This window comes from Alcanivorax limicola, assembly GCF_019931215.1.
Taxonomy (GTDB): Bacteria; Pseudomonadota; Gammaproteobacteria; order Pseudomonadales; family Alcanivoracaceae; genus Isoalcanivorax; species Isoalcanivorax limicola.
The window spans coordinates 381,334-401,558 of record NZ_JAIOUB010000004.1 but is presented as its reverse complement, the minus strand read 5'-3'; the positions used below and the strand labels follow the sequence as shown (position 1 = coordinate 401,558).

The 20,225-nt window shown below is 63.3% G+C and carries 19 protein-coding genes; 8 read left to right on the top strand and 11 right to left on the bottom strand.

The features are described from left to right. Positions 1 to 2: 2 nt before the first annotated feature. Both K8B33_RS14635 and K8B33_RS14630 read right to left on the bottom strand, forming a co-directional pair. The gene (locus tag K8B33_RS14635) at positions 3 to 545 is read right to left on the bottom strand and encodes an HD domain-containing protein (protein WP_223427817.1); all 543 of its coding nucleotides are present in this window, start codon (positions 543 to 545) and stop codon (positions 3 to 5) included. Between the two features lie 88 nt (positions 546 to 633). Then, a complete protein-coding gene (locus tag K8B33_RS14630; RefSeq protein ID WP_223427815.1) occupies positions 634 to 2,550 on the bottom strand; it encodes an ATP-binding cassette domain-containing protein in 1,917 nt (638 codons plus the stop codon). A 195-nt stretch (positions 2,551 to 2,745) separates the two neighbouring features. Here K8B33_RS14630 and K8B33_RS14625 point away from each other — a divergent pair, with 195 nt between their 5' ends. After that, positions 2,746 to 3,210 carry a TIGR02444 family protein gene (locus K8B33_RS14625; protein WP_223427814.1) on the top strand — a complete coding sequence of 155 codons (465 nt, stop codon included), beginning with the start codon at positions 2,746 to 2,748 and terminating at the stop codon, positions 3,208 to 3,210. A gap of 12 nt (positions 3,211 to 3,222) precedes the next feature. Here K8B33_RS14625 and K8B33_RS14620 read toward each other — a convergent pair whose 3' ends face one another. Next, positions 3,223 to 3,990 carry a ParA family protein gene (locus K8B33_RS14620; protein ID WP_223427812.1) on the bottom strand — a complete coding sequence of 256 codons (768 nt, stop codon included), beginning with the start codon at positions 3,988 to 3,990 and terminating at the stop codon, positions 3,223 to 3,225. 308 nt (positions 3,991 to 4,298) lie between these two features. Between K8B33_RS14620 and K8B33_RS14615 the strand changes: the two genes are divergently transcribed. Beyond that, entirely contained in the window at positions 4,299 to 5,006 is a 708-nt protein-coding gene (locus K8B33_RS14615) for an FKBP-type peptidyl-prolyl cis-trans isomerase (RefSeq protein ID WP_223427811.1), read from the top strand. A gap of 72 nt (positions 5,007 to 5,078) precedes the next feature. Here the strand turns inward: K8B33_RS14615 and rsd are convergent, their stop codons facing one another. The 6 genes from rsd to K8B33_RS14585 form a co-directional block, all read right to left on the bottom strand. Beyond that, positions 5,079 to 5,570 carry a sigma D regulator gene (gene rsd, locus K8B33_RS14610; protein WP_223427810.1) on the bottom strand — a complete coding sequence of 164 codons (492 nt, stop codon included), beginning with the start codon at positions 5,568 to 5,570 and terminating at the stop codon, positions 5,079 to 5,081. Between the two features lie 320 nt (positions 5,571 to 5,890). Next, entirely contained in the window at positions 5,891 to 6,397 is a 507-nt protein-coding gene (locus K8B33_RS14605; RefSeq protein ID WP_223427809.1) for a disulfide bond formation protein B, read from the bottom strand. A 77-nt stretch (positions 6,398 to 6,474) separates the two neighbouring features. Further along, positions 6,475 to 6,723: a ribosome modulation factor gene (gene rmf / locus K8B33_RS14600; protein ID WP_223427808.1), complete on the bottom strand. Its 249-nt coding sequence runs from the start codon at positions 6,721 to 6,723 to the stop codon at positions 6,475 to 6,477. 211 nt (positions 6,724 to 6,934) lie between these two features. Further along, positions 6,935 to 8,503, bottom strand: a complete 1,569-nt coding sequence (gene gshA, locus K8B33_RS14595) for a glutamate--cysteine ligase (protein WP_223427807.1) — start codon at positions 8,501 to 8,503, stop codon at positions 6,935 to 6,937. A gap of 12 nt (positions 8,504 to 8,515) precedes the next feature. Beyond that, complete coding sequence (locus K8B33_RS14590; RefSeq protein WP_317846239.1) at positions 8,516 to 10,870, bottom strand: Tex family protein; 2,355 nt, start codon at positions 10,868 to 10,870, stop codon at positions 8,516 to 8,518. A gap of 230 nt (positions 10,871 to 11,100) precedes the next feature. Further along, complete coding sequence (locus tag K8B33_RS14585) at positions 11,101 to 11,463, bottom strand: response regulator (RefSeq protein WP_223427804.1); 363 nt, start codon at positions 11,461 to 11,463, stop codon at positions 11,101 to 11,103. Positions 11,464 to 11,783: 320 nt separating this feature from the next. Here K8B33_RS14585 and ompR point away from each other — a divergent pair, with 320 nt between their 5' ends. Further along, entirely contained in the window at positions 11,784 to 12,500 is a 717-nt protein-coding gene (ompR, locus tag K8B33_RS14580; protein WP_223427803.1) for an osmolarity response regulator transcription factor OmpR, read from the top strand. A 101-nt stretch (positions 12,501 to 12,601) separates the two neighbouring features. Further along, positions 12,602 to 13,924: an ATP-binding protein gene (locus K8B33_RS14575; protein WP_223427800.1), complete on the top strand. Its 1,323-nt coding sequence runs from the start codon at positions 12,602 to 12,604 to the stop codon at positions 13,922 to 13,924. A 94-nt stretch (positions 13,925 to 14,018) separates the two neighbouring features. On the opposite strand, the gene K8B33_RS14570 is transcribed toward K8B33_RS14575, so the two are convergent. Further along, complete coding sequence (locus K8B33_RS14570; RefSeq protein ID WP_223427799.1) at positions 14,019 to 14,462, bottom strand: DUF4168 domain-containing protein; 444 nt, start codon at positions 14,460 to 14,462, stop codon at positions 14,019 to 14,021. Between the two features lie 191 nt (positions 14,463 to 14,653). After that, a complete protein-coding gene (locus K8B33_RS14565) occupies positions 14,654 to 15,949 on the bottom strand; it encodes an NAD(P)/FAD-dependent oxidoreductase (RefSeq protein ID WP_223427798.1) in 1,296 nt (431 codons plus the stop codon). A 215-nt stretch (positions 15,950 to 16,164) separates the two neighbouring features. Between K8B33_RS14565 and hemC the strand changes: the two genes are divergently transcribed. Genes hemC through K8B33_RS14545 form a run of 4 tightly spaced genes read left to right on the top strand, consistent with a single transcriptional unit; the run spans position 16,165 to position 20,225 of the window. Then, the gene (gene hemC / locus K8B33_RS14560; RefSeq protein WP_223427797.1) at positions 16,165 to 17,097 is read left to right on the top strand and encodes a hydroxymethylbilane synthase; all 933 of its coding nucleotides are present in this window, start codon (positions 16,165 to 16,167) and stop codon (positions 17,095 to 17,097) included. Positions 17,098 to 17,110: 13 nt separating this feature from the next. Further along, positions 17,111 to 17,845, top strand: a complete 735-nt coding sequence (locus K8B33_RS14555) for a uroporphyrinogen-III synthase (protein WP_223427795.1) — start codon at positions 17,111 to 17,113, stop codon at positions 17,843 to 17,845. Beyond that, positions 17,821 to 18,978 (top strand): uroporphyrinogen-III C-methyltransferase, encoded by a 1,158-nt coding sequence (locus K8B33_RS14550; protein ID WP_223427793.1) that lies wholly within the window; start codon positions 17,821 to 17,823, stop codon positions 18,976 to 18,978. The genes K8B33_RS14555 and K8B33_RS14550 overlap by 25 nt, the downstream gene beginning before the upstream one ends. After that, positions 18,975 to 20,225: a heme biosynthesis protein HemY gene (locus K8B33_RS14545; RefSeq protein WP_223427791.1), complete on the top strand. Its 1,251-nt coding sequence runs from the start codon at positions 18,975 to 18,977 to the stop codon at positions 20,223 to 20,225. The genes K8B33_RS14550 and K8B33_RS14545 overlap by 4 nt, the downstream gene beginning before the upstream one ends.

The following is a 20,225-nucleotide window of genomic DNA, read 5'->3' as shown; positions in this document are numbered from 1 at the left end:
TCTTACAGACGCATCATCGGCAACGGGCTGAAGGGGTGCGTCATCATGCGTTTGAGCGTCAGCTGCACCAGGCGCTTGTGGAATCCCTCGCCGGGGAAGTGCGCCATGACATCGGCGACAAAGGTCCGGGGCAGGTCGAAGCACAGAACGCCCCGGCTCACATCCACCCAGTCCGCACGCCGGAACACCTCCGGCAGCGCGTCCACAGGCAGATGCCGGTGCCGGCGCAGTTTGTGGTGATTGGCAATCATGATGTCGACGTCAGCGATCCAGTCTGATCGCTCGCTGGCGATGAGGTAGTCCCGAGCCAGGCGGCGCGAGGGCGCCAGATAATCGAAGGTGCGCGCCTGCCAGATGCCGAGGTCGTGGAATGCCGCGGCGATGGCGATCTTGTTGATGGTGTCGGCGGTATTCTCGCACTGGATCAGGGCGAAATTGAGCACCCGATAGCAGTGGTTGCGGTAGGCGTCGAAGTCGCCGGCCAGCGCGTCCCGATAGGTCTCCAGCAGCTCATCCAGCACGGTGTTCTGATCATGAATCTGCATGGCTCGCCCTCGCCGTTTTTCCCCATTCTAACCGATGTCTGCCGCGGGTATGTGGGGCTGGCCTCACAAATACACGCCCTCGCACACCTTACGCGTTGAGCCCTTGCTCGGCCTCTTCCAGCGCTTCCATCGCCGCAAGCAATGCCTCTTCCATCTCGTCGTGCTGTTGCCTCAGGCGCCCCTGGCGGGCCAGCAGATCGGTCAGCTCGGCCTTGCGCTCTGGCTGGTAGAGCGACTCGTCGGCCAGGGCCTGTTCCAGTGTATCCAGTTGCTGCTGGCACTGGGCCAGCGCTTTCTCCTGTCGGGTGACAACCTGCTGGAGCGGTCGCAGCGCGGTGCGTCGTTGGGCGGCTTCCTGACGTTTGGCGCGGGCATCCTGCTTCGGCGCCTCGGCGGCCGGTGCGTCGTTCTGGCGGGTGGCTTTCTGGCGCTCCCGCAGCCAGCGGGCATAGTCATCCAGATCACCGTCGAAGGCGCGCACGCCGCCTTCGGCCACCAGCACCAGTTCATCCACGGTGGTTTCCAGCAGATGCCGGTCGTGGGACACCAGGATGACGGCGCCCTCGAAGGCCTGTAGTGCGAGGGTCAGCGCCTCGCGCATATCCAGATCAAGGTGGTTGGCGGGCTCGTCCAGCAGCAACAGCGCCGGGCGTGATTGCACCAGCAGCGCCAGTGCCAGCCGCGACTTTTCGCCGCCGGAGAAGCGGGCCACCGGGGCAAAGACATCGTCACCGTGAAAGCCGAAACGGCCCAGTTCGCTGCGCACCTTGCTTTCTTCCCAGCGCGGTTGGGCGGCCTGCATCAGCGCCATGGGGGTGCCGTCGGCGGGCAGGGCGTCCACCTGTTGCTGATGGAAGTAGCCGATCACCAGGTCGGGGCCGATGGTGTAGCGGCCCGCCAGTGGCTGCAGCTGCCCGGCGAGCGTCTTGATCAGTGTGGACTTGCCGGCGCCGTTGGGGCCCAGCAGGCCGATGCGGCTTTCCGGGCGAATGTTGAGCGTGACGTCGCGCAGGATAACGGTGGGCGCGTTGGCTGCCGGATACCCGCACTGTACGTTTTCCAGATCGAGCATGGGGTCGGGCAGCTTGTCCGGTGTCGGGAAGCTGAACTGGAAGCCGTCGGCGGCATGGGCCGGGGCGATCAGTTCCAGTTTTTCCAGTGCCTTGACCCGGCTCTGGGCCTGCTTGGCCTTGCTGGCCTTGGCCTTGAAGCGGGCGATGAATTTTTTCAGGTGCTCGGCCTGGGCTTCCTGCTTGCGGAACTCGCTTTCCTGACGTGCCAGATGTTCGGCGCGCAAACGCTCGAAGTCGCTGTAGTTGCCGGTGTAGTGCGTCAGTTGCTGCTGTTCGATATGCAGGATGTGGCCCACGACTGCGTCGAGAAAGTTCCGATCGTGAGAGATCAGCACCAGGGTGCCGGGGAACTGCCGCAACCAGTCCTCCAGCCAGAGCACGGCGTCCAGATCCAGGTGGTTGGTAGGCTCATCCAGCAGCAACAGGTCTGCGTCGGCCAGCAGTACGCGGGCCAGGTTCAGGCGCATGCGCCAGCCGCCGGAGAAGCTGGCCACCGGGTTGCTCTGTACCGCATCGGCAAAGCCCAGCCCGGCCAGCACGGTCGCGGCGCGGGCCGGCATGGACCAGGCATTGATGTTGTCGAGTGCGGCATGGGCGCGGGCGATGGCCTCGCCGTCCTGACGGGCTTCGGCCTGGGCCAGTGTCTGCTGGTGCTGGCGCAGGGATACATGGCCATCGAGCACGTAATCCAGGGCCGAGCAGGTGAGTGCCGGCACTTCCTGGTCCATGGTGGCGATATGCCAGTCTGCCGGGCGGCTGAAGTCGCCCCGGTCTGCTTCCAGGCGGCCGTTGAGCAGGTTCAGCAGGGAGCTCTTGCCACAGCCGTTACGGCCGGTGAGGCCGATTTTCCAGCCACTGTGGAGGCTCAGATTGGCGCCCCGGATCAGCACATCCGGGCCGCGACGCAGATCAAGGTGTTCCAGGCGCAGCATTGGGCGGGTCACAGGGCCATGAATGAGGCCGCAAGTGTAGGGTGGCCGTTGCCGGACAGCAATGTGCGCGGCGAGGCGAGGTGAGGTGAGGCGAGGTAAGCCCCGATGATTTTTCGGCGTTGATGGGGCAGACTCGGGGGCGAGTTTTCGATAACCGGGATTTCAGATAATGCGTATGGCTATGAGCAGCAGCACATGAGCGACACCTCTCTCTGGCAGTTTGCCCTGAGCCTGTGGAAACGGCCCGGTGTGGAGCGCGCGGCGCTGGTGTTGCAGGACCAGCATGGTGTGTCCGTGTGTCTGGCGCTGGCGGCTGTGTGGCTGAGCCGGCGTGATGTCTTGCCTGACGCCCGGCTGGCGGAGGCGATGACCGAAACCGCCCGGGTGTGGGAGCAACAGCGCGTGGCGCCGCTGCGCGGTTTGCGGCGGCAGGCGAGCGCACGCGGCGACTGGGGTGACTGGCGCAGGTTGCTGCAGGAGGCGGAGCTGGAGGCAGAGCGATTACTGCTGCTGGAACTGGAAGGGCATTTGCAGGCCCGGCCGGTGCCCCGGGGTGACACGCAGGCGCTGTCCTGGTTATTGCTGGTCTTGCCAGAGGCCGCGCAGTGCGAAAGTCTGTCGCAGGCGCTGGACACGCTGGTCGAGGCGGCCAGCCAGTGAGGCCGCTCTGCGTTAGCGGAAGCCGGGCATCGCCTTGATCAGATGCCGCTGAATCTCCAGCCACTCGATAATGCGTTTCCAGTGATCCAGATCGGCCCCGGCGCGCGGGTCCTCCAGATCGCTGATGCCAACCCCTTCGCCAGCCGCCTGCACATAGAACTGGGTATCTCTCAGGGTCACCAGATAGGGAATTTTCAGGCTGCTGAGAAATTGCCGCAGCTGGGCGTACATGCGCGTCCGGGCCCGGGTGCGATTGGCGATCACGGCCAGGCGCCGTGGTCGGCGGCGATAGCTGGGAGTGAGCATCACCGCTTGCAGGAAACGGGTGGCTGCGCGGATATCGATCGGGCTTGGCAGTACCGGGACAATGACTACCTGGGTCAGGCGCATGACGTGATCCAGCACCGGGCCATCCAGACCGGCCGGTGAATCAATGACCAGATACTCCCGGGCGTGGGTGATGGTCTCGGTCAGGCGGCCGTAGGTGGTGTGGGCATCCAGTTTCAGGCTCAGGCCATGGATGTCCCGGCGCCCGGATTTTTCACGCTGATGCAGCCAACTGGTGGCGGATTTCAGTGGGTCGAGGTCCAGCAACGTCACGGCTTTGCCCTGGGCGGCCAGATGGCTGGCAAGGTTGGTGGCCAGCGTGGTCTTGCCGCAGCCGCCCTTGGCATTGGCAATCAGAATGACAAAGCGCTGCTCGTCGCCTGTCTGCAACACGCGTGGTGGCGAAATGATATCGTCGTGTACCGGGCCGCGCACTTTCTCTTCGCGTTGCATGATGTGATCCCGTCCCCATCCCCATGGCGATTTTTTCAACAGTATAGGGGATATGCGGTGCCCGGGCACTCCGGGCGATTTTTGCGGTCATAGCACGGGCAGTCCAGTTGCAGGACGCCGCACACCGCCGCACACTGTACCGCTGGCGAGGGAAGGGGGCCGGGAGAATGGCTGCAAGGCTGCTCCTGACGTCACCTCGGAAGTCGTGATGTTGCGGGGCACAAGACCCCGACATCAGAACAATGGCGTGCAGGTAACCGGTTTGCCGGGCTGCACGGGAAGCATAGATAGCATTTTCTGGAGGCATGATGAGAAAGTTGGGTTTGGTAGTTGCCATTGCGGCACTGGCTGCTTGTGGGCAGCAGGATAACGGTGACGTGGCACTCGAGGATGGGGCCAAGAAAGCATCCTATGCCATCGGTTACCGTACCGGTGAGCAGATGTATGGCAATACGGATGATCTGGATATCGATGCGTTCCTTTCTGGTCTGCGCGCCGGTGCGTTGGGTGAAACTGACGACCTGCCGATGGCGGCTGAAGAAATGGATGAGGCGATTGTGGCCTACCAGCAGCAGAAGATGGCAGAGCGCGAGCAACAGATGAGCGCAGCAGCAGGCGATAACAGCGCTGCTGGCGAGGCCTTCCGTGAAGAAAATGCAGCACGTGACGGCGTGACCACCCTGGAGAGCGGCCTGCAGTATGAAGTGCTGGAATCCGGTGAGGGCGGTGAGAAGCCGACCTTGTCAAACGAGGTCGTTGCCCATTACCACGGTACGCTGGTCGATGGCACGGTGTTTGACAGCTCGGTGGAACGTGATCAGCCGGCTACCTTCCCGCTGGGTCAGGTTATCCAGGGGTGGCAGGAAGCCCTGCAAATGATGTCGGTCGGCGACAAGTGGCGCATCGTGCTGCCGCCGGAACTGGCGTATGGCAATCAGGGCGCCGGTGAGAAGATCGGCCCGCAGTCCACGCTGGTATTTGAGGTGGAGCTGCTGGAAGTGAAACCCGGCAGGTAATGTCTGCGTTTGAAAGACCGAAAAGGCGCTCTCCGGAGCGCCTTTTTTTGTGCCGTCACATACCTTTTGCCGTCACATAAGGGTGGCGAACCGCTGCGGTGCCGCACTGCCCATATGAATGCTGAGTATCAGCTGATCCTCCAGGGCGAAGCGCTCTTCCAGTTTCTCCAGCAGCTCCGACAAACGGTCGGGCAGTGCGTCCATCAGTTGCTGGATGTGCGCGGGCGTGTCGTACTCCTCGTTGAAGGCCAGTGCCGCGTCAGTGGATGCTTCCAGGCGTTGCATGATGTGGCTGACCAGACGCTGGTCCGCGCGTTGCAGCAGCCGCGCTTCATTGGCCAGTTCCCGGTAGATTTCGAAATGGCCTGCGCTGATGTAGTCCATCAGCACCTCGCAGAAGCGCTGCACCCGTTGCTGGGCGGGCAGTGCATCGGCGCTGAGGCCGCGCACGCCTTGCAGGGAGCAAACAAGCGTCAGCAGTTCCTGCCGTTCTTTCAGCCAGATGCTGACCAGATGTTCGATGCGTTGCCAGTGGTCGAGTGTGGTGTTGACCTGAAGAGCCATGGTCGTCTGTCCTCCTGATGTGCTGACAAAGATGCACTGCCGATATGCGCGCACCAGTTCAGTTACGTGGTAAGCGTGCCGTACAGCGGGCCCGACACAGGCGAAACAGCGGCCTCGGGAAAGCATGCGAGGCGGGTAATTGAGACTAAGTCAGGCGCTTCGCCGGACGCAATTGGCCGGGAGGGCCATTTCGGGGGAGGGGACGGTAGAGGCGCGCTAAAGCCTGAAAAAACAGCGAGTTGGTGTAAAGACCGATTTCGTATAACGCGCGCGCACCTTAGATGAGAAGGCTATGAGCCCCGGTCTTCGGCGACTGGGGCCTAGTAACGACGCAACAGCTGAACCAGCGCAATCAGCAGCAGGCCGGCAAAGGACAGCAGCGCCAGTTGCGGGATGGTCATGCCCAGAAAGGTCCAGTCGATTTCAGCGCATTCGCCGGAGCCGCTGAACACCATTCGCAGGGCGTCCCGTAGCGGGAAGACATCGAGCATGTAATCCAGGCCCGGTCCGCAGGCGGGCACTTCGTCTTCCGGCAGGCTCTGCAGCCAGATATGACGCAGGGCGACGCCGCCACCGCCGATGGCGGACAGGCCCGCCAGGGCGTTGTAAATGCGCTGCCCTGTGGCCCCGGGGTTGTGCAGGAAGGCGAGCAGGAAAAACGCGCCCGCCGCGATCATGCCGAGGCGCTGGAAGGTGCACAGCGGGCAGGGATCGAGATCCACCACATACTGCAGCCACAGGGCCGCTGCCATGGCGCCGACGCAGGCCAGAAAACCGGCCAGATTCAGCAGACGGGGAGAGAGTAAGGGATGGCGCAGCGTCAACATGGATGTCCCGGGTCTGATCAGGTGGGTGACGGGTGTGCAGGCAGTTTACCGGATAAAGCGGGTGCCTGCGCAAGCGGTCAGCCGACGTCGCGCTGCATGTCCTGCCCGGCGCTGGCGCCCTCCGGATGACGCTTCATGAAAGCTTCGTACCCTTCGCGCCAGCCGGCGTGCCACCAGTCCACGAGAATATCTTCCTCGAACGGACAGCCGCTGTCGTCACGGCCACTCATGCCCCACATGCAGCCCCGGTCATAGGCCTTCTTGCAGCGGTCCCTGCTGTCGGGTGCATGGGTATCGGGTGCACGGCTATCGGGTGGATTCTGCATCCTGCATCGCCCTCTGCGGTTTCTGGTGTCATATCCCTGATTAACGCTAGCACCAATAATGCGGCACCATTGTGCGCTATGCCACAGGAACTGCCGGGAGCCGATAAACGGAGGGTAGCGGCGGCTCTATGGCAGTGCTGTGAAAGCGTGGGAAAGCGCGTGGGGCCAAAACGCGTGAAGCAGAAACCGCCAGTCACGAACCAGTCACGACTCAGTCACGAAAGTAGTCCGCCAGATACTCGGCAAACGGCTTGGTGTCGCCGGCTTCGACCTCGGCCTGATCCTTCAGGCTGTCGGTTGCCGCCTGAGCCAGCATGGCATCCTGCTCAGGCGCCAACGGCGTGCTCAGGAAGTGAGCGCGATGCTGCTCCGCCTGCGCCATGGCGAACTGGAAGAAACTTTGCGAGCCGCTGGTGAGCTGATCAAGAATCTGCGCCGACGGTGTGGCATCCGGGGTGTCCAGCTTGCCTTGCTGGGCGGCCAGCGACTGGCTGTAGTCGTTGCCGCCGTGGGTGCGGTCAAACAGTTCTGCGATGGGCTGCATGCGTGCCAGGATGCTGCTGCCCCAGTCATGCACCGATACTTTTTTGCCCCAGTCGCAAAGCCGGGTGTCGGTGTCGCGGCCCTGATAGACCACCTGGCGGATATTGTTCTTGCTGGCGCTGAGGTCGCAGGCTTCCAGCAGGGGGGACTCGCGCAGCAGGCAGTAGGTGGCGAACATATCGAGAAAACGGATCTGTTCCTGATTGATACCCAGTGGTTCGAACGGGTTCAGATCCAGCGCCCGGATTTCCACATATTCCACGCCGCGCCGCGACAGTGCCTGAGTCGGGCGCTCGCCGCTTTCGATGGTGCGTTTGGGGCGGATCGATGAGTAATACTCGTTCTCGATCTGCAGGATATTGCTGTTCAGCTGCCGGTATTCCCCGGCCTCATCCTGCACGCCCAGCCGCGCGTATTCGGGCGCCTCTGTCTTGATCGCGCGGGTCAGCGTGCTGACGTAGTCGGACAGGTTGTTGTAGCTGATCGCCAGATCAGACTGGGCGTTGTTCTGATAGCCCAGATCACTCATGCGCAATGAGGTGGCGTGCGGTCGCGTCAGGGTGTGGCTGAAGTGTTCCGCCAGATCATGCTGGCGCCCGGCGAGAAAGGATTTGCACACCGCCGGCGATGCGCCGAACAGATAGATCAGCAACCAGGAATACCGTTGGAAGTTGCGCGTCAGATCAAAGTAGCGCGCCGAGATAAATGCCTGCAGCGGTTGTGTATTGCCTTCCTGGGCCTGGTGCAGCGTCCAGAAGGTGTCCGGGAAGGACATGTTGTAATGAATGCCCGCAATGGTCTGCATGCGGCGGCCATAGCGATAGCCGAGCCCCATACGATAGATGTACTTCATGCGCCCGACATTGGAGCTGCCGTAGTAGGCGAGGGGGATCTCATCGTCCGGGCCCATCACGCAGGGCATGGAGTTGACCCACAAACGCTCCTCGCCGATATGCTGATAGACGTAGCGGTGCAGCTGATCCAGAAAGGCCAGCGGCGTTTCCAGCCGGTCACTGGCCGGGGTGATGAACTCCAGCAGGGCTTCGGAGTAATCGGTGGTCAGGTAGGGGTGTGTCAGCGCCGAGCCCAGCGCGCGCGGGTGCGGCGTCTGCGCCAGGGTGCCCGCTGGCGTGATGCGCAAACTCTCTTTCTCGATGCCCCGCCGAATGCCGGCCAGGGTGGGCGCGGCATTGGCATTGATCAAGGCGTCGAGGCGCGTGCTGAGCAGATCGGTCATGGGGTTGTCCCGTCAGACTTTGCGCTTGCGCGCATCCTTTTCCTGCTGTGCCTTGGCAAACAGGTCGGCGAAAGTGCCCTGGCTCTTTTCCGGTTTGGCGGCGCTGTTGCCGCGCTGCGGCGCACCGCTGCGGCCTTTTCTCTGGCCCCGGTTGGCCCCGGGCGCGGCGCTCGGGCCCCGCTCGGCGGCACGATCCTCCGGCCGGTCTTCCAGGCGCATGGTCATGCTGATGCGGCGGCGGTCCAGATCAACCTCCATCACCTTCACCTTGACGATGTCGCCCGGGCTGACCACATCATGGGCATCCTTGACGAATTTATCCGACAGCGCCGACACATGCACCAGGCCGTCCTGATGTACGCCGACATCGACGAAGGCGCCGAAGTTGGTGACGTTGGTCACCGTGCCTTCCAGCACCATGCCGGGTTTCAGATCCTTGATGTCTTCGACGCCTTCCATGAATTCGGCGGCCTTGAATTCCGGGCGCGGATCGCGGCCCGGTTTTTCCAGTTCAGCCAGAATATCGGTGACGGTCAGAACGCCGAAGCGCTCATCTGTGAGGTCGGCGGGCTTGAGCTTGCGCAGGAAGGCCGCATCGCCCATCAGGTCCTGGACCACCCGGCTGTGGGTGGCGGCGATCCGCTCCACCAGGCTGTAGGCTTCCGGGTGCACGCTGGAAGCATCCAGCGGATTGTCACTCTGGCTGATGCGCAGGAAACCGGCCGCCTGTTCGAAGGTTTTTTCGCCCAGGCGCGGTACCTGCTTGAGGGCGTCGCGATTGGCGAAGGCGCCATGCTTTTCCCGGTAGCTGACGATGTTGCCGGCGATGGTGGCGTTGAGCCCGGAAATACGGGCCAGCAGCGGCGCGGAGGCGGTGTTCACATCCACGCCGACGGCGTTCACACAGTCCTCGACCACGGCGTCCAGGCCGCGTGCGAGCTTCACCTGACTGACGTCATGCTGGTACTGGCCCACACCGATGGATTTGGGATCGATCTTGACCAGCTCCGCCAGCGGGTCCTGCAGGCGACGGGCAATGGACACCGCGCCCCGAAATGACACATCCAGATCCGGGAATTCCCGCGCTGCCAGTTCCGACGCGGAATAAACGGAAGCACCGGCTTCGCTGACCATGATCTTGCTCATGCCCAGTTTCGGCAGCTTCTTCACCAGCTCGCCGGCCAGCTTGTCGGTTTCGCGGCTGGCGGTGCCGTTGCCGATGGCGATCAGGCTGACCTGATGTTTGACGCACAAGGCGCCCAGCGCGGCCATGGACTGATCCCACTGATTGCGCGGCTGGTGCGGGAAAATGGTGGCGTGTTCCAGCAGCTTGCCGGTGGCGTCGACCACCACAACCTTGACGCCGGTACGCAGGCCCGGGTCCAGACCCATGGTGGTACGGGGGCCGGCGGGGGAGCTCAGCAGCAGGCTGCGCAGGTTGCGCGCAAAGACCTGAATCGCTTCCTCTTCGGCCATCTCGCGCACGCGCCCCAGTAACTCGGTTTCGAGGTGGGTATTCAGCTTGATCTTCCAGGTCCAGCGCAGGGTTTCGCCGAGCCAGTTATCCGCCGGGCGCTGCTGGTGCTGCCAGCCGACACTGTGGGCAACCATGGCCTCGCAAGGGTGCGGCTGGGTCGCTTCCAGGTCTTCCGGCAGGCTCATGCTGACATGCAGGACGCCTTCATTGCGGCCACGGAACAGGGCCAGCGCGCGGTGGCTGGGGATTTCTGCCAGCGGTTCGCGGTGAGCAAAGTAATCACTGAACTTGATACCTTCCTTGTCCTTGCCCTCCACCACGTTGGCGATGATCTGTGCTTTTTCCCACAGATAAGTACGCAGCCGGGTCAGCAGCTCGGCGTTTTCGCTGAAACGCTCCATGAGGATCTGCTTGGCGCCGTCCAGCGCATCCTTGACGGTCTCGACCTTGAGTTCCGGATTGAGGAAAGCGGCGGCTTCGGTTTCCGGGTCTTTGCCCGGGTCGGCCAGCAGGCTGTCTGCCAACGGTTCCAGCCCCGCTTCGCGGGCTGTCTGGGCCCGGGTGCGGCGCTTCTGTTTATAGGGCAGGTACAAATCTTCCAGCCGTGTCTTGGTGTCAGCGGCCAGGATGTCGGCCTCCAGCGTCGGCGTCAGTTTGTCCTGCTCGCGAATGCTCTTGAGGATCGCATCGCGGCGCTCCACGAGTTCGCGCAAATAGCGCAGACGCTCTTCCAGATTGCGCAGCTGTGTGTCATCCAGGCCGTCGGTGGCTTCTTTGCGGTAGCGGGCGATAAAGGGCACGGTGGCGCCATCATCCAGCAAGGCTACTGTGGCCGCGACTTGCCGTGGCTGCACATTCAGTTCCGCCGCGATGATCTGTTCGATGGTCAATCGGGGCGCTGGATTCTGTGAGGATGAAGGTTTCCGGGGTTCTGACATGGGACTCGCTGAAGCAGTATGAATGAAGTGCACGAATGCAGGATGCCGGAATCATAGGACAGGACTCCGGCCGGGGACAGATTGACAGGTCAGTTTTGCTGTGGTCGGGATGGACGAGCGGGCCGGGCAGGCTGCGGAAACGGGCAGCCAGGATGCTGCCCGGATTTACTGGAGGGCAGGTTTCAGCCCAGCAGCTCGCGGATCTTGGCTACCAGCTCGCTTTCCTGGGGCGGCTTGACGATATAGCCGGCAGCGCCCTGGCGCTCGCCCCATACCTTGTCGGTGTCCTGGTCTTTGGTGGTCACCAGGACGACGGGGATGTGCTGGGTTTCCGGGTCACGGGTCAGCTTGCGGGTGGCCTGAAAGCCGTTGAGTTCCGGCATGACCACGTCCATCAGGATCAGGTCGGGCTTTTCGGAGCGCGCGAGTTCGACGCCTTCCATCCCGTTGGTGGCCGTGACGATCTGATGCCCCTGACTTTCGCAGATGCGGACCATATTGGCCAATTGCGTGGGGGAGTCATCCACCACCAGAATCTTTGCCATTGTACGCCCCTCCCATCTGATTATTGTTGGCGGCCCGCCGTCTGGCGCGATACACGACACGGGCAGTGCGATGATAGCAGGATGTCCGGACCGTGAAACCTGATCATTTCTGGCAGAAAATGCGGTAACGTGTCACCTGCCCTGGCTGGCGGGTGGGGCAGCATGAGGTGCTGACTGTTTGGTCACACCTTGTTGCGTTTCGCCTGTGGCGCCTGGTTGCAAATCGCAGAGGGCAAGGGGAAGATTCCGCCCGGCCCTGTTTTGTCACTGGCCGTTACGGGGCGTGAGGGGACGCCAGACGGCAACAACCGGAGAACGCAGTGAGCGCTGAGCAAACCCAGGACAAGATACTGGTTGTCGATGACGACGCCCGTTTGCGGACGTTGTTGCAGCGTTTCCTGGAGGAGCAAGGCTTCCAGATCAAGGCGGTAGCGGATGCGCCGCAGATGGACCGGGCCCTGGGCCGGGAAATCTACTCGCTGATGGTGCTGGATCTGATGCTGCCCGGTGAGGACGGCCTGTCCATCTGCCGTCGATTGCGCGCGGCGGGGACCGCCATGCCGATCATCATGCTCACGGCCAAGGGCGACGACAACGAGCGCATCGAGGGCCTGGAAGCGGGCGCCGATGACTACCTGCCGAAACCCTTCAATCCCCGCGAACTGGATGCCCGCATTCGCGCAGTGCTGCGGCGTCAGGTTCGCGAAGTCCCCGGCGCGCCCAGCCGTGACAGTGAGACAGTGACCTTCGGCCCCTGGGAGCTGGATCTGTCCCGCCGTACCCTGCGCCGGGGCGATGAAGAAAACAGCCTGACCACCGGCGAGTTCGCGGTGCTCAAGGCGCTGGTGCAGCACCCTCGCGAGCCCCTGACCCGGGACAAGCTCATGAATCTGGCCCGTGGCCGCGAGTGGAGTGCCATGGAGCGCTCCATCGATGTGCAGGTGTCACGCCTGCGCCGGCTGCTGGAAGACGACCCGTCCCGCCCCCGTTATGTGCAGACGGTGTGGGGCGTAGGCTATGTGTTCGTGCCGGACTGAGTCGTTGCCCCTGACAACATTCCCTGCATGCCCTCTGGCGTCAGGGTAACCCGTTCAGGCATGGTAAGAAGGTGTCTGACCGCCCCGGAATCCATTGATCAATGCGTCTCTACCTGCTGCCCCGCACCGCGTTTGCCCGTTCCGCCATGGTGGTGGGGCTGGTCATTTTCCTGACGCAGGTCCTCACGCTGTGGTTCTTTGCCCGTAACGCTTACCTGCCCGGCATTCGGGAATACTCCCGGCTGACTGTCTTGCAGGCCGAGCTGTCATTCTTCGAGGACACGCTTGATCTCGAAGGCGCGCGCCGCCTCGGCGACACGACCGGCATCATCGTCGGCGATCCGCCCGGCATCGAGGACGGGCAGGTGCCATGGATTACCCGCCCGGTGGTGGGTAGCTTCCGCGGTGAGATACAGCGGCAGTTGGAAGAAACCGTCTTTGTGCGTTTCGAGGATTCCCGCCGCCCGGTTATCTGGGTCACCGCCGCGTCCTTCAATGGCAAGTGGCTGCGCGTCCCGATGACCTTCTTCCGCGATTATGATCGCTACCTGCTGGTGGGCTGGGGCCTGACGGTGCCCCTGTTTGCGATTATCGCGGGTCTGCTGATTGCCCGCGGTCTGAATCGGCCGCTCAAGCGTCTCGAGCAGGTGGCCCTGGTGGTGGGGCGCGGCGATCCGGTGCCGCCGCTGGATGATGACTCGGGCCCCAAAGAAATCAATGAAGTGAACAAGGCGTTCAACCGCATGACCCGTGAGCTGGCGCAGGCGCAGCGCGATCGAGCGCTGCTGCTGGCGGGTGTTTCCCACGATCTGCGCACGCCGCTGACGCGCTTGCGGTTGACGGCGGAGTTTATCGAGGACAAGGAGTTGTCCGCCGGTGTCATCAGTGACATCGAGGACATGGATGCGATTCTCGGACAATTTATCGGGTTTATCCGCGATGGCGCGGATGAGGTGGCCAGCTACGAGAACATCAATGCGCTGGTGGACGATGTGTGCAGCAAGTTCGACCATCTGATATTGCGCAAGGCGCTGGAGGAAGTGCCGAGGCTGATGCTGAAGCGGCTGACGTTCAAGCGGCTGTTGTCGAATCTGGTGGGCAATGCGGCCAAGTATGGTGAGCCGCCGGTGGAGATCAGTACCTGTCTGGAAGGTCAGGACGTGGTGCTGCGGGTGCGGGATCACGGGCAAGGCGTGCGGGACGAGGATATTCCGACACTGCTGCAGCCGTTTTCGCGGGGGGAAAAGGCGCGCACGGTCACCGGTTCAGGATTGGGGCTGGCCATCGTCAAGCGCATTGTGGATATGCATCACGGGCAAATCTTGCTGGGCAATCACCCGGAGGGGGGCTTGCAGGTGGAAATCAGGCTGCCGGTCACCGGCCGCTTCGTCCAGCCGGAAGCCTTGTCCGCCCGGGTGCGATAAAGCCGGATACAAAAAAGGGCGCCCGAAGGCGCCCTTGCTACCCGGGGCGGGGGACCGGTCCGCCCTGGGCCTACTGCTGCTTGCTCTGTTGCCGTTACAGCATGCCTTCGACACGCTGACGGAGTTCGTCGTCATAGGGCAGCATCTGGGCAATGCGGTTGTAGGTGCCGACATCAAGGCCTTCATCCTGTACCGCCTGGACCATCTCTTGCTGCATGTTCATCTGCACTTCGGCGACTTTTTCAGGGTCGTCAGCAGACTGCGCTTCTTCCACGAACTTCTCGCGAATTTCTTCCACTTGTTTGTGTGCGGAAGCGAATTTTTCCAGCTCGTCCTCGCTGACTTCTGTCGCGGCAGCATCCGGTGCGAAGCCTTGGCCTTGCGGCTGACCGCCCTGCTGAGCCTGGCCTTGCTGCGCTTGCGTCGCGGGGTTCTGGCCGCCGTCAGAGTAGGTGCCTGCTGCGCCCTGGGCAAATGCGGCACCGGTAAGGCCGGTGGCTGCGATGGCGATGGCAAGTTGCTTCATTCGGATTTGCATTACGCTTTCTCCTCATTGGCTTCTAGTCGGTAATCCGGTGTGGCGCCGGGGGCATTGTGCTCCCTGCGCCACGTACAGGTTACGACTCGACGCAGCCTGGAAGTTCCGACCATCTCCGAGGCAGACGTCAGCCTGTGCGCCCGCAAAGCCCGCGAGCCGGTGCTTTGCGGTATTTGTAAACAGATGTTTCGTCAGTGCAATTTAAGCCGTGGACGGACCAGGCGATTGAAGCGACCGGCCACAAGCAGCATCAGCGTGCGCGGCCAGCCATACAGTGCGGCCTGATGCAGGCGATAAAGACTGATGTACATCATGCGCGCCATCCAGCCTTCCACGAAGAAGTTGCCGCCCTTGAGATTGCCCATCAGCATGCCGACGGAGCTGTATTGGCTCAGCGATACGAGGGAGCCGTGATCGCGGTAGCGGAAATCCTGCAAGGGCTTGTCGCGCAGCAGCAGCCGTTCGAAATTGCGCGCTGTGTGATGGGCCATCTGCTGTGCGGCCTGGGCGCGCGGCGGTATGGGGCGGTCTTTGCCCGGCAGGGTGCAGGCGGCGCAGTCGCCGATGACAAAAATCCGCTCCTGATTGCGCGCGCGCAGGGTCGGATCGACCACGATCTGGTTGATGCGATTGCGTTCCAGGGTGGTCAGCTCGCCCAGCACCGCAGGTGCCTTGACGCCGGCGGCCCAGACCAGCAGATCGGCTGTGATGTCGTCGCCATCGCGGACGACGAAGGTGCCGGGCTCGGCGCGTTCGACCATGGTGTCCACATGCACTTTGACGCCAAGCCCTTCCAGGCGCTGGTGCGCTGCCCGCGATACCCGTTCGGAGAGCACTGGCAGGATGCGCGGCGCGGCTTCGATCAGGTGTACGGTCAGTTGTTTGCGGTCCAGATGCTCATGGCCGTACAACTTCAGCATGGACACGGCATGGTGGATTTCAGCGGCCAGCTCGACACCGGTAGCACCGCCGCCGACGATCGCGACGGACAGGGGATCGCTGGCATGGTTGGCGTGCAGACAGGCGTTGAGGAATTTTTCGCGGAACCGTTCAGCTTGCTGGCGGCTGTCGAGAAACAGGGCGTGGTCGCGCACGCCGGGTGTGTTGAAGTCGTTGCTGCAGCTGCCGATGGACAGCACCAGATAATCATAGGACAGCGCGCGCTCGGGCAGCACTTCATGGCCCTCGGCGTCGCGCACCTGCGCCAGCGTGATCTGCTGCGCTGCAGGATCAACGGCCATTAGTGTGCCGGGCTCGAAGCGGTAGTGGTTCAGGCGTGCATGGCCGCGATAATCCAGCGCGTCCAGGTCGGCATCAATCGCGCCCGTGGCCACTTCGTGATAACGGGGTTTCCAGACGTGGGTGCTGCTGCTGTCTACCAGCGTGATGTCTGCAATGTGGTGCTTGCCGAGGGTCTTGCCGAGGCGCGTGACCAGGGGCAGCCCGCCTGCGCCGCCACCCACAACCACGATCTTTACTGCCGCCATAACGCGTCTCCTGAACCTGTATTACTGCCAGTGTGTACACCTGGACACCGGGAAATGCGGCAAGTGTATGCCCTCGTGAAGACAAGTCCAGCGCCATGTGAAGGCTATTTGTGGCTTGTCAGTCATAGCCTTGGGGCCGCGCCGGTGTCCGGCTTGCGGTACACTTGCCCGATATTCTGTGCCGGAACCGACGGTCATCGTCTTTGGGAGAAACAATGAGCAACACCCTGATCCGTATCGCTACCCGTTCCAGTCCGCTTGCCGTGTGGCAGGCGGAGTACGTTCAGCAGCGTCTCGAAGCCTTGCATGAAGGCTTGCGGGTGGAGCTGGTGCGTATCAAGACCCAGGGTGACAAGATTCTGGATACACCGTTGGCCAAGATCGGCGGCAAGGGCCTGTTTGTCAAAGAGCTGGAGCAGGCCATGCAGGACGGTCGTGCGGACATCGCGGTGCATTCCATGAAAGATGTGCCGATGGTGCTGCCGCCGGGGTTTGCCTTGCCGGTCATCTGTGAGCGCCATGATCCGCGCGATGCGTTTGTGTCGCCGGATTACGCCGATGTGGACGCTTTGCCCGAGGGCGCGCGGGTGGGTACGTCAAGTTTGCGCCGCCAGGCGCAGCTGCAAGCGCGGCGGCCGGATCTCAGGATCAGCAGCCTGCGTGGCAACGTCCAGACGCGTCTGGGCAAGCTCGATGCGGGCGAATTTGACGCCATTCTGCTGGCGGCGGCCGGGCTCAAGCGGCTCGAGATGTCAGCGCGTATTCGCCTGGCACTGCCACCGGAGGTCATGCTGCCCGCCGTCGGCCAGGGCGCTGTCGGTATTGAGTGCCGGGAAGGGGATGCCACGGTGGCGGCGCTGCTGGCGCCCCTGAATGACACCGATACCTGGGACCGGGTGGTGGCGGAACGCGCCATGAACCGGCGCCTTGAAGGCGGGTGCCAGGTGCCCATCGCCGGTTACGCGCTGCTGGAAGGCGACGACATCTGGCTGCGCGGCCTGGTGGCCAGCGAGGATGGCAGCGAAGTGTTGCGTGCCGAAGCGCGTGCGCCCCGGGCACAGGGTGAGGCGCTGGGTATCAGCGTGGCAGAATCCTTATTGTCCCAGGGCGCGGATCGCATCCTGGGCGCCATCTATCAGCGGGGCTGAGGGCGCTGGCGCCATGAAGCGAGTACTGAAGCGAGTACTGGTGACGCGCCCGGCCGGGCAGGCACAACACATGATGACCCTGCTGCAACAGGCTGGCTTTGCACCCGTGCACCAGCCAGCGCTGATCATTCGGGCGCTGCCGCTGGCGCCCGCTGACAAGCGTCATCTGTTTGATCTTGACCTGTTTCATGCCGTGTTTTTTGTCAGCCCCAACGCGGCGCGCCTGGGTGTGGCTGCGATGGCAGACCTGTGGCCGCAGTGGCCGGTGGGCGTGCATTTTCTGGCGGTGGGCGAGGCCACGGCGGGTGTCTTGCGCGAGGCCGGGCTGGAGGCTGAAGCACCCGCCGCTGGCTTCAACTCCGAGGCCGTATTGTCCTTGCCCTGTTTGCAGTCCTTGTCGGAAAAACGTGTGCTGATTCTGCGGGGGGAGGGTGGCCGGGAATTGTTTGCCGAAACCCTGGCCGATCGCGGCGCAGCGGTGAGCACCGTGGCGTTGTATCGCAGGGAATGTGCGGATGAGGTGTGCTGGCCCGAGCCGCCGGTGGATGCCGTGCTGGTGACCAGCGTCGAAAGCTGGCACTGTTTGCAGCAACAGGCTGCGCGGCATTTAAAGCAAGCACCGGTGATCGTGGCAGGCAGTGCTCGCATCGGTGACGAGATCCGTGCTGCGGGGTATGACAATCTGTTGGTTGCGGCGAGTCCGCATGATGAGGATATGCTGGCATGTCTGATACACAAGACCGGGTAACACCGCCCGCCGGGCAAGGCGACGTCGCGCCAGAGGCGGCGACGGGCACGCCCGAACTGACTCCGCCGACGCTGCCGGCGTCATCGTCATCGAAAGAATCCGCCACGTCTGAAAAATCCGCAGCGCCGTCCGGCGGCAAACCGCCGCCCCCGCCACGCCCCCCCGTCAAACGCGCCCGTAAACGGCGTCGCGGTGGCGGGCTTATTTTGTTGCTGTTGCTGCTACTGCTTGCGGGCAGTGGTTACCTTGGCTGGCAATGGTGGCAGAGCCTGCAGCATAACCATGGCGCCTGGCGCGGTGCTGTCAGTGAGCTGCAGAGCAGCCACAGCCGCATGATGAGCCAGATGGAAAGCGAGCGTGCCTATCACAACCAGCGCATGGATGAGCTGGAAGGCGAGTTGGCCGAGCGAGATCAGATGTTGCTGGCCATGCGCGAGGGCGGGCAACAATACTGGCTGATCAACGAAGCAATCTCCCTGGCCAGCCTGGCGGAACAGCAACTGCTGCTGACCGCAGATGCAGAGGCCGCAGCGCGCTTGTTGCACGCGGCGGATGAGGTGCTCGCACGCAGTGATGATTCGGCCATGCTGCCACTGCGCGAAGCGTTGGCGGCGGACATCGCCAGCCTGAACGCTGCCGGGCGTGTGGACATCACCGGGCTGCTGTTGCGACTGGGCGCGCTGCAGCGCCAGGTCAGCGGCATGACCCTGCCGGAGCGCGCCCGCAGTGCCGCGCCGGAGGTGGCTGCTGATGAGCAGGCTGAGGCCGCGACCTGGTGGGAACGTCTGCTGGCCCGGTTGCCGGTGCGGGTGCGCACCCATGAAGGCAGAGCGCCGGTGCCGCTGGATGCCGAAAGCCGCCAGGTGCTGCGTCTGGCGCTGGAGAGCGCGTTGCAGGAGGCGCGGCTGTCACTGCTGCAAGGCCGCACGGAAATATTTGAGGATGCCCTGGGCCGGGCGGACGCCATGGCGGCTGAGTGGTTCTCGGAACACGACCCGGCGGTGACCGCATTCCGTGATGCATTGAATGAGATTGCCCAGGTGCCGGTGGCGCGCGCGATGCCCGACATCGGTGCCGGGCTGGTCGCGCTGAAGCAGGCGCGCGCGGCGCGCAGTGCGGAGGAGGCGCAATGAAAAGGCTGGTGGTGTGGCTGATGCTCGCCCTGGCCCTGGCACTGCTCGGGGCCCTGTGGCTCGGCTCCTGGTTGCTGGCAGATCCTGGCTATGTGTTGCTGGTCCATGGCCAGCGCGAGATCGAAACCTCGGTGGTATTTCTGGTATTGATGCTGGTGCTAGCCGGTGCCGCGCTGATATTGCTGACGCTGTTCATGGCGCCGCTCTGGCGTTTCCTGACACCGGCCAGCTGGACCGGCTGGCGTCGCCGTCAGGCCGCTCAGCGCCAGCTGCAGCAGGGATTGCTGGAACTGGCGGCGGGTCACTGGCAGCGCGCTGAAGGGCTGCTGACCTCGGCGGCGCGCCGTGCCGACTGGCCCTTGCCGGCCTGGCTGGCAGCGGCCGTAGCCGCGCGGCAGGTCGGTGACGGTGATGCCATGCGTGAGGCACTGGCCCAGGCCGCAACGGCGCCAAGCGGCCGCTTGCCGACGTTGTTGCTGCGCGCCCGCATCGCCCTCTATGACGGCGCACCCCAGCGCGCCCGCGAGCTGCTCGAACCGGAGCGCAAGCGCTACGGTGACAGCCCGGTGTTGATGAATATGCTGGCGGAAGCCTATGGCCGCGAGGGCAATTGGGCTGGTCTGTGTGACTTGATGCCGGCGCTGCGCAAGATCGATGCGGACCCCCGGCTGGACCAGCGCGAGTACCGCGCCTGGCTCGGCCGTATGCGTCAGGCGGCGAGCATGCCGGGCTTCAATAATGCCGTGCAGCGCCGCGAAACGCTGGCCCGGCTGTGGAAGCGAGTACCGCAACGCCTGCGTCGTGAACCGGCGTTGCGCGCTCAGTATGCCGGTTACCTTGCCCAGTTCGGCGATGGCCCGGCCGCATTGAAAGTCATTGAGCGGCGCATTGATAAAGACTGGGATGACGGCCTGGTAGCGGTACTGGAAGCCATTGATGACGTGCCGCCAGAGCAACTGCTGGCGCGACTGGAGCAATGGCTTGGCGAGCGCCCCGGCAATCAGCGGCTGCTACTGACGGCGGGCCGTGTGGCATTGAAAGCCCAATTATGGGGTAAGGCGCGCGCCTTCTTCGAAACGGCGGGCCATGCCGACAACGCCACCGCGCTGGCCGAACTGGCCCGGTTGCTGGATGCGTTGGGGGAGACGGGCGCTGCGGCAGCATGCCTGACCCAACAGATGGCACTGACGGGCAAGACGCTGCCCGCCTTGCCCTTGCCCCGGAAGAAGCCGGCTCTGGTCGAATGA

Coding starts and splice junctions, on each gene's coding strand:
- K8B33_RS14605 (WP_223427809.1), bottom strand. CDS start 6,397: ATGTTGACGCTGCGCCATCCCTTACTCTCTCCCCGTCTGCTGAATCTG.
- gshA (WP_223427807.1), bottom strand. CDS start 8,503: ATGACCGATCTGCTCAGCACGCGCCTCGACGCCTTGATCAATGCCAAT.
- K8B33_RS14635 (WP_223427817.1), bottom strand. CDS start 545: ATGCAGATTCATGATCAGAACACCGTGCTGGATGAGCTGCTGGAGACC.
- hemC (WP_223427797.1), top strand. CDS start 16,165: ATGAGCAACACCCTGATCCGTATCGCTACCCGTTCCAGTCCGCTTGCC.
- K8B33_RS14625 (WP_223427814.1), top strand. CDS start 2,746: ATGAGCGACACCTCTCTCTGGCAGTTTGCCCTGAGCCTGTGGAAACGG.
- K8B33_RS14550 (WP_223427793.1), top strand. CDS start 17,821: ATGTCTGATACACAAGACCGGGTAACACCGCCCGCCGGGCAAGGCGAC.
- K8B33_RS14585 (WP_223427804.1), bottom strand. CDS start 11,463: ATGGCAAAGATTCTGGTGGTGGATGACTCCCCCACGCAATTGGCCAAT.
- K8B33_RS14555 (WP_223427795.1), top strand. CDS start 17,111: ATGAAGCGAGTACTGAAGCGAGTACTGGTGACGCGCCCGGCCGGGCAG.
- rsd (WP_223427810.1), bottom strand. CDS start 5,570: ATGGCTCTTCAGGTCAACACCACACTCGACCACTGGCAACGCATCGAA.
- K8B33_RS14545 (WP_223427791.1), top strand. CDS start 18,975: ATGAAAAGGCTGGTGGTGTGGCTGATGCTCGCCCTGGCCCTGGCACTG.
- K8B33_RS14615 (WP_223427811.1), top strand. CDS start 4,299: ATGAGAAAGTTGGGTTTGGTAGTTGCCATTGCGGCACTGGCTGCTTGT.
- K8B33_RS14630 (WP_223427815.1), bottom strand. CDS start 2,550: ATGCTGCGCCTGGAACACCTTGATCTGCGTCGCGGCCCGGATGTGCTG.
- K8B33_RS14575 (WP_223427800.1), top strand. CDS start 12,602: ATGCGTCTCTACCTGCTGCCCCGCACCGCGTTTGCCCGTTCCGCCATG.
- K8B33_RS14570 (WP_223427799.1), bottom strand. CDS start 14,462: ATGCAAATCCGAATGAAGCAACTTGCCATCGCCATCGCAGCCACCGGC.
- K8B33_RS14565 (WP_223427798.1), bottom strand. CDS start 15,949: ATGGCGGCAGTAAAGATCGTGGTTGTGGGTGGCGGCGCAGGCGGGCTG.
- rmf (WP_223427808.1), bottom strand. CDS start 6,723: ATGCAGAATCCACCCGATAGCCGTGCACCCGATACCCATGCACCCGAC.
- K8B33_RS14620 (WP_223427812.1), bottom strand. CDS start 3,990: ATGCAACGCGAAGAGAAAGTGCGCGGCCCGGTACACGACGATATCATT.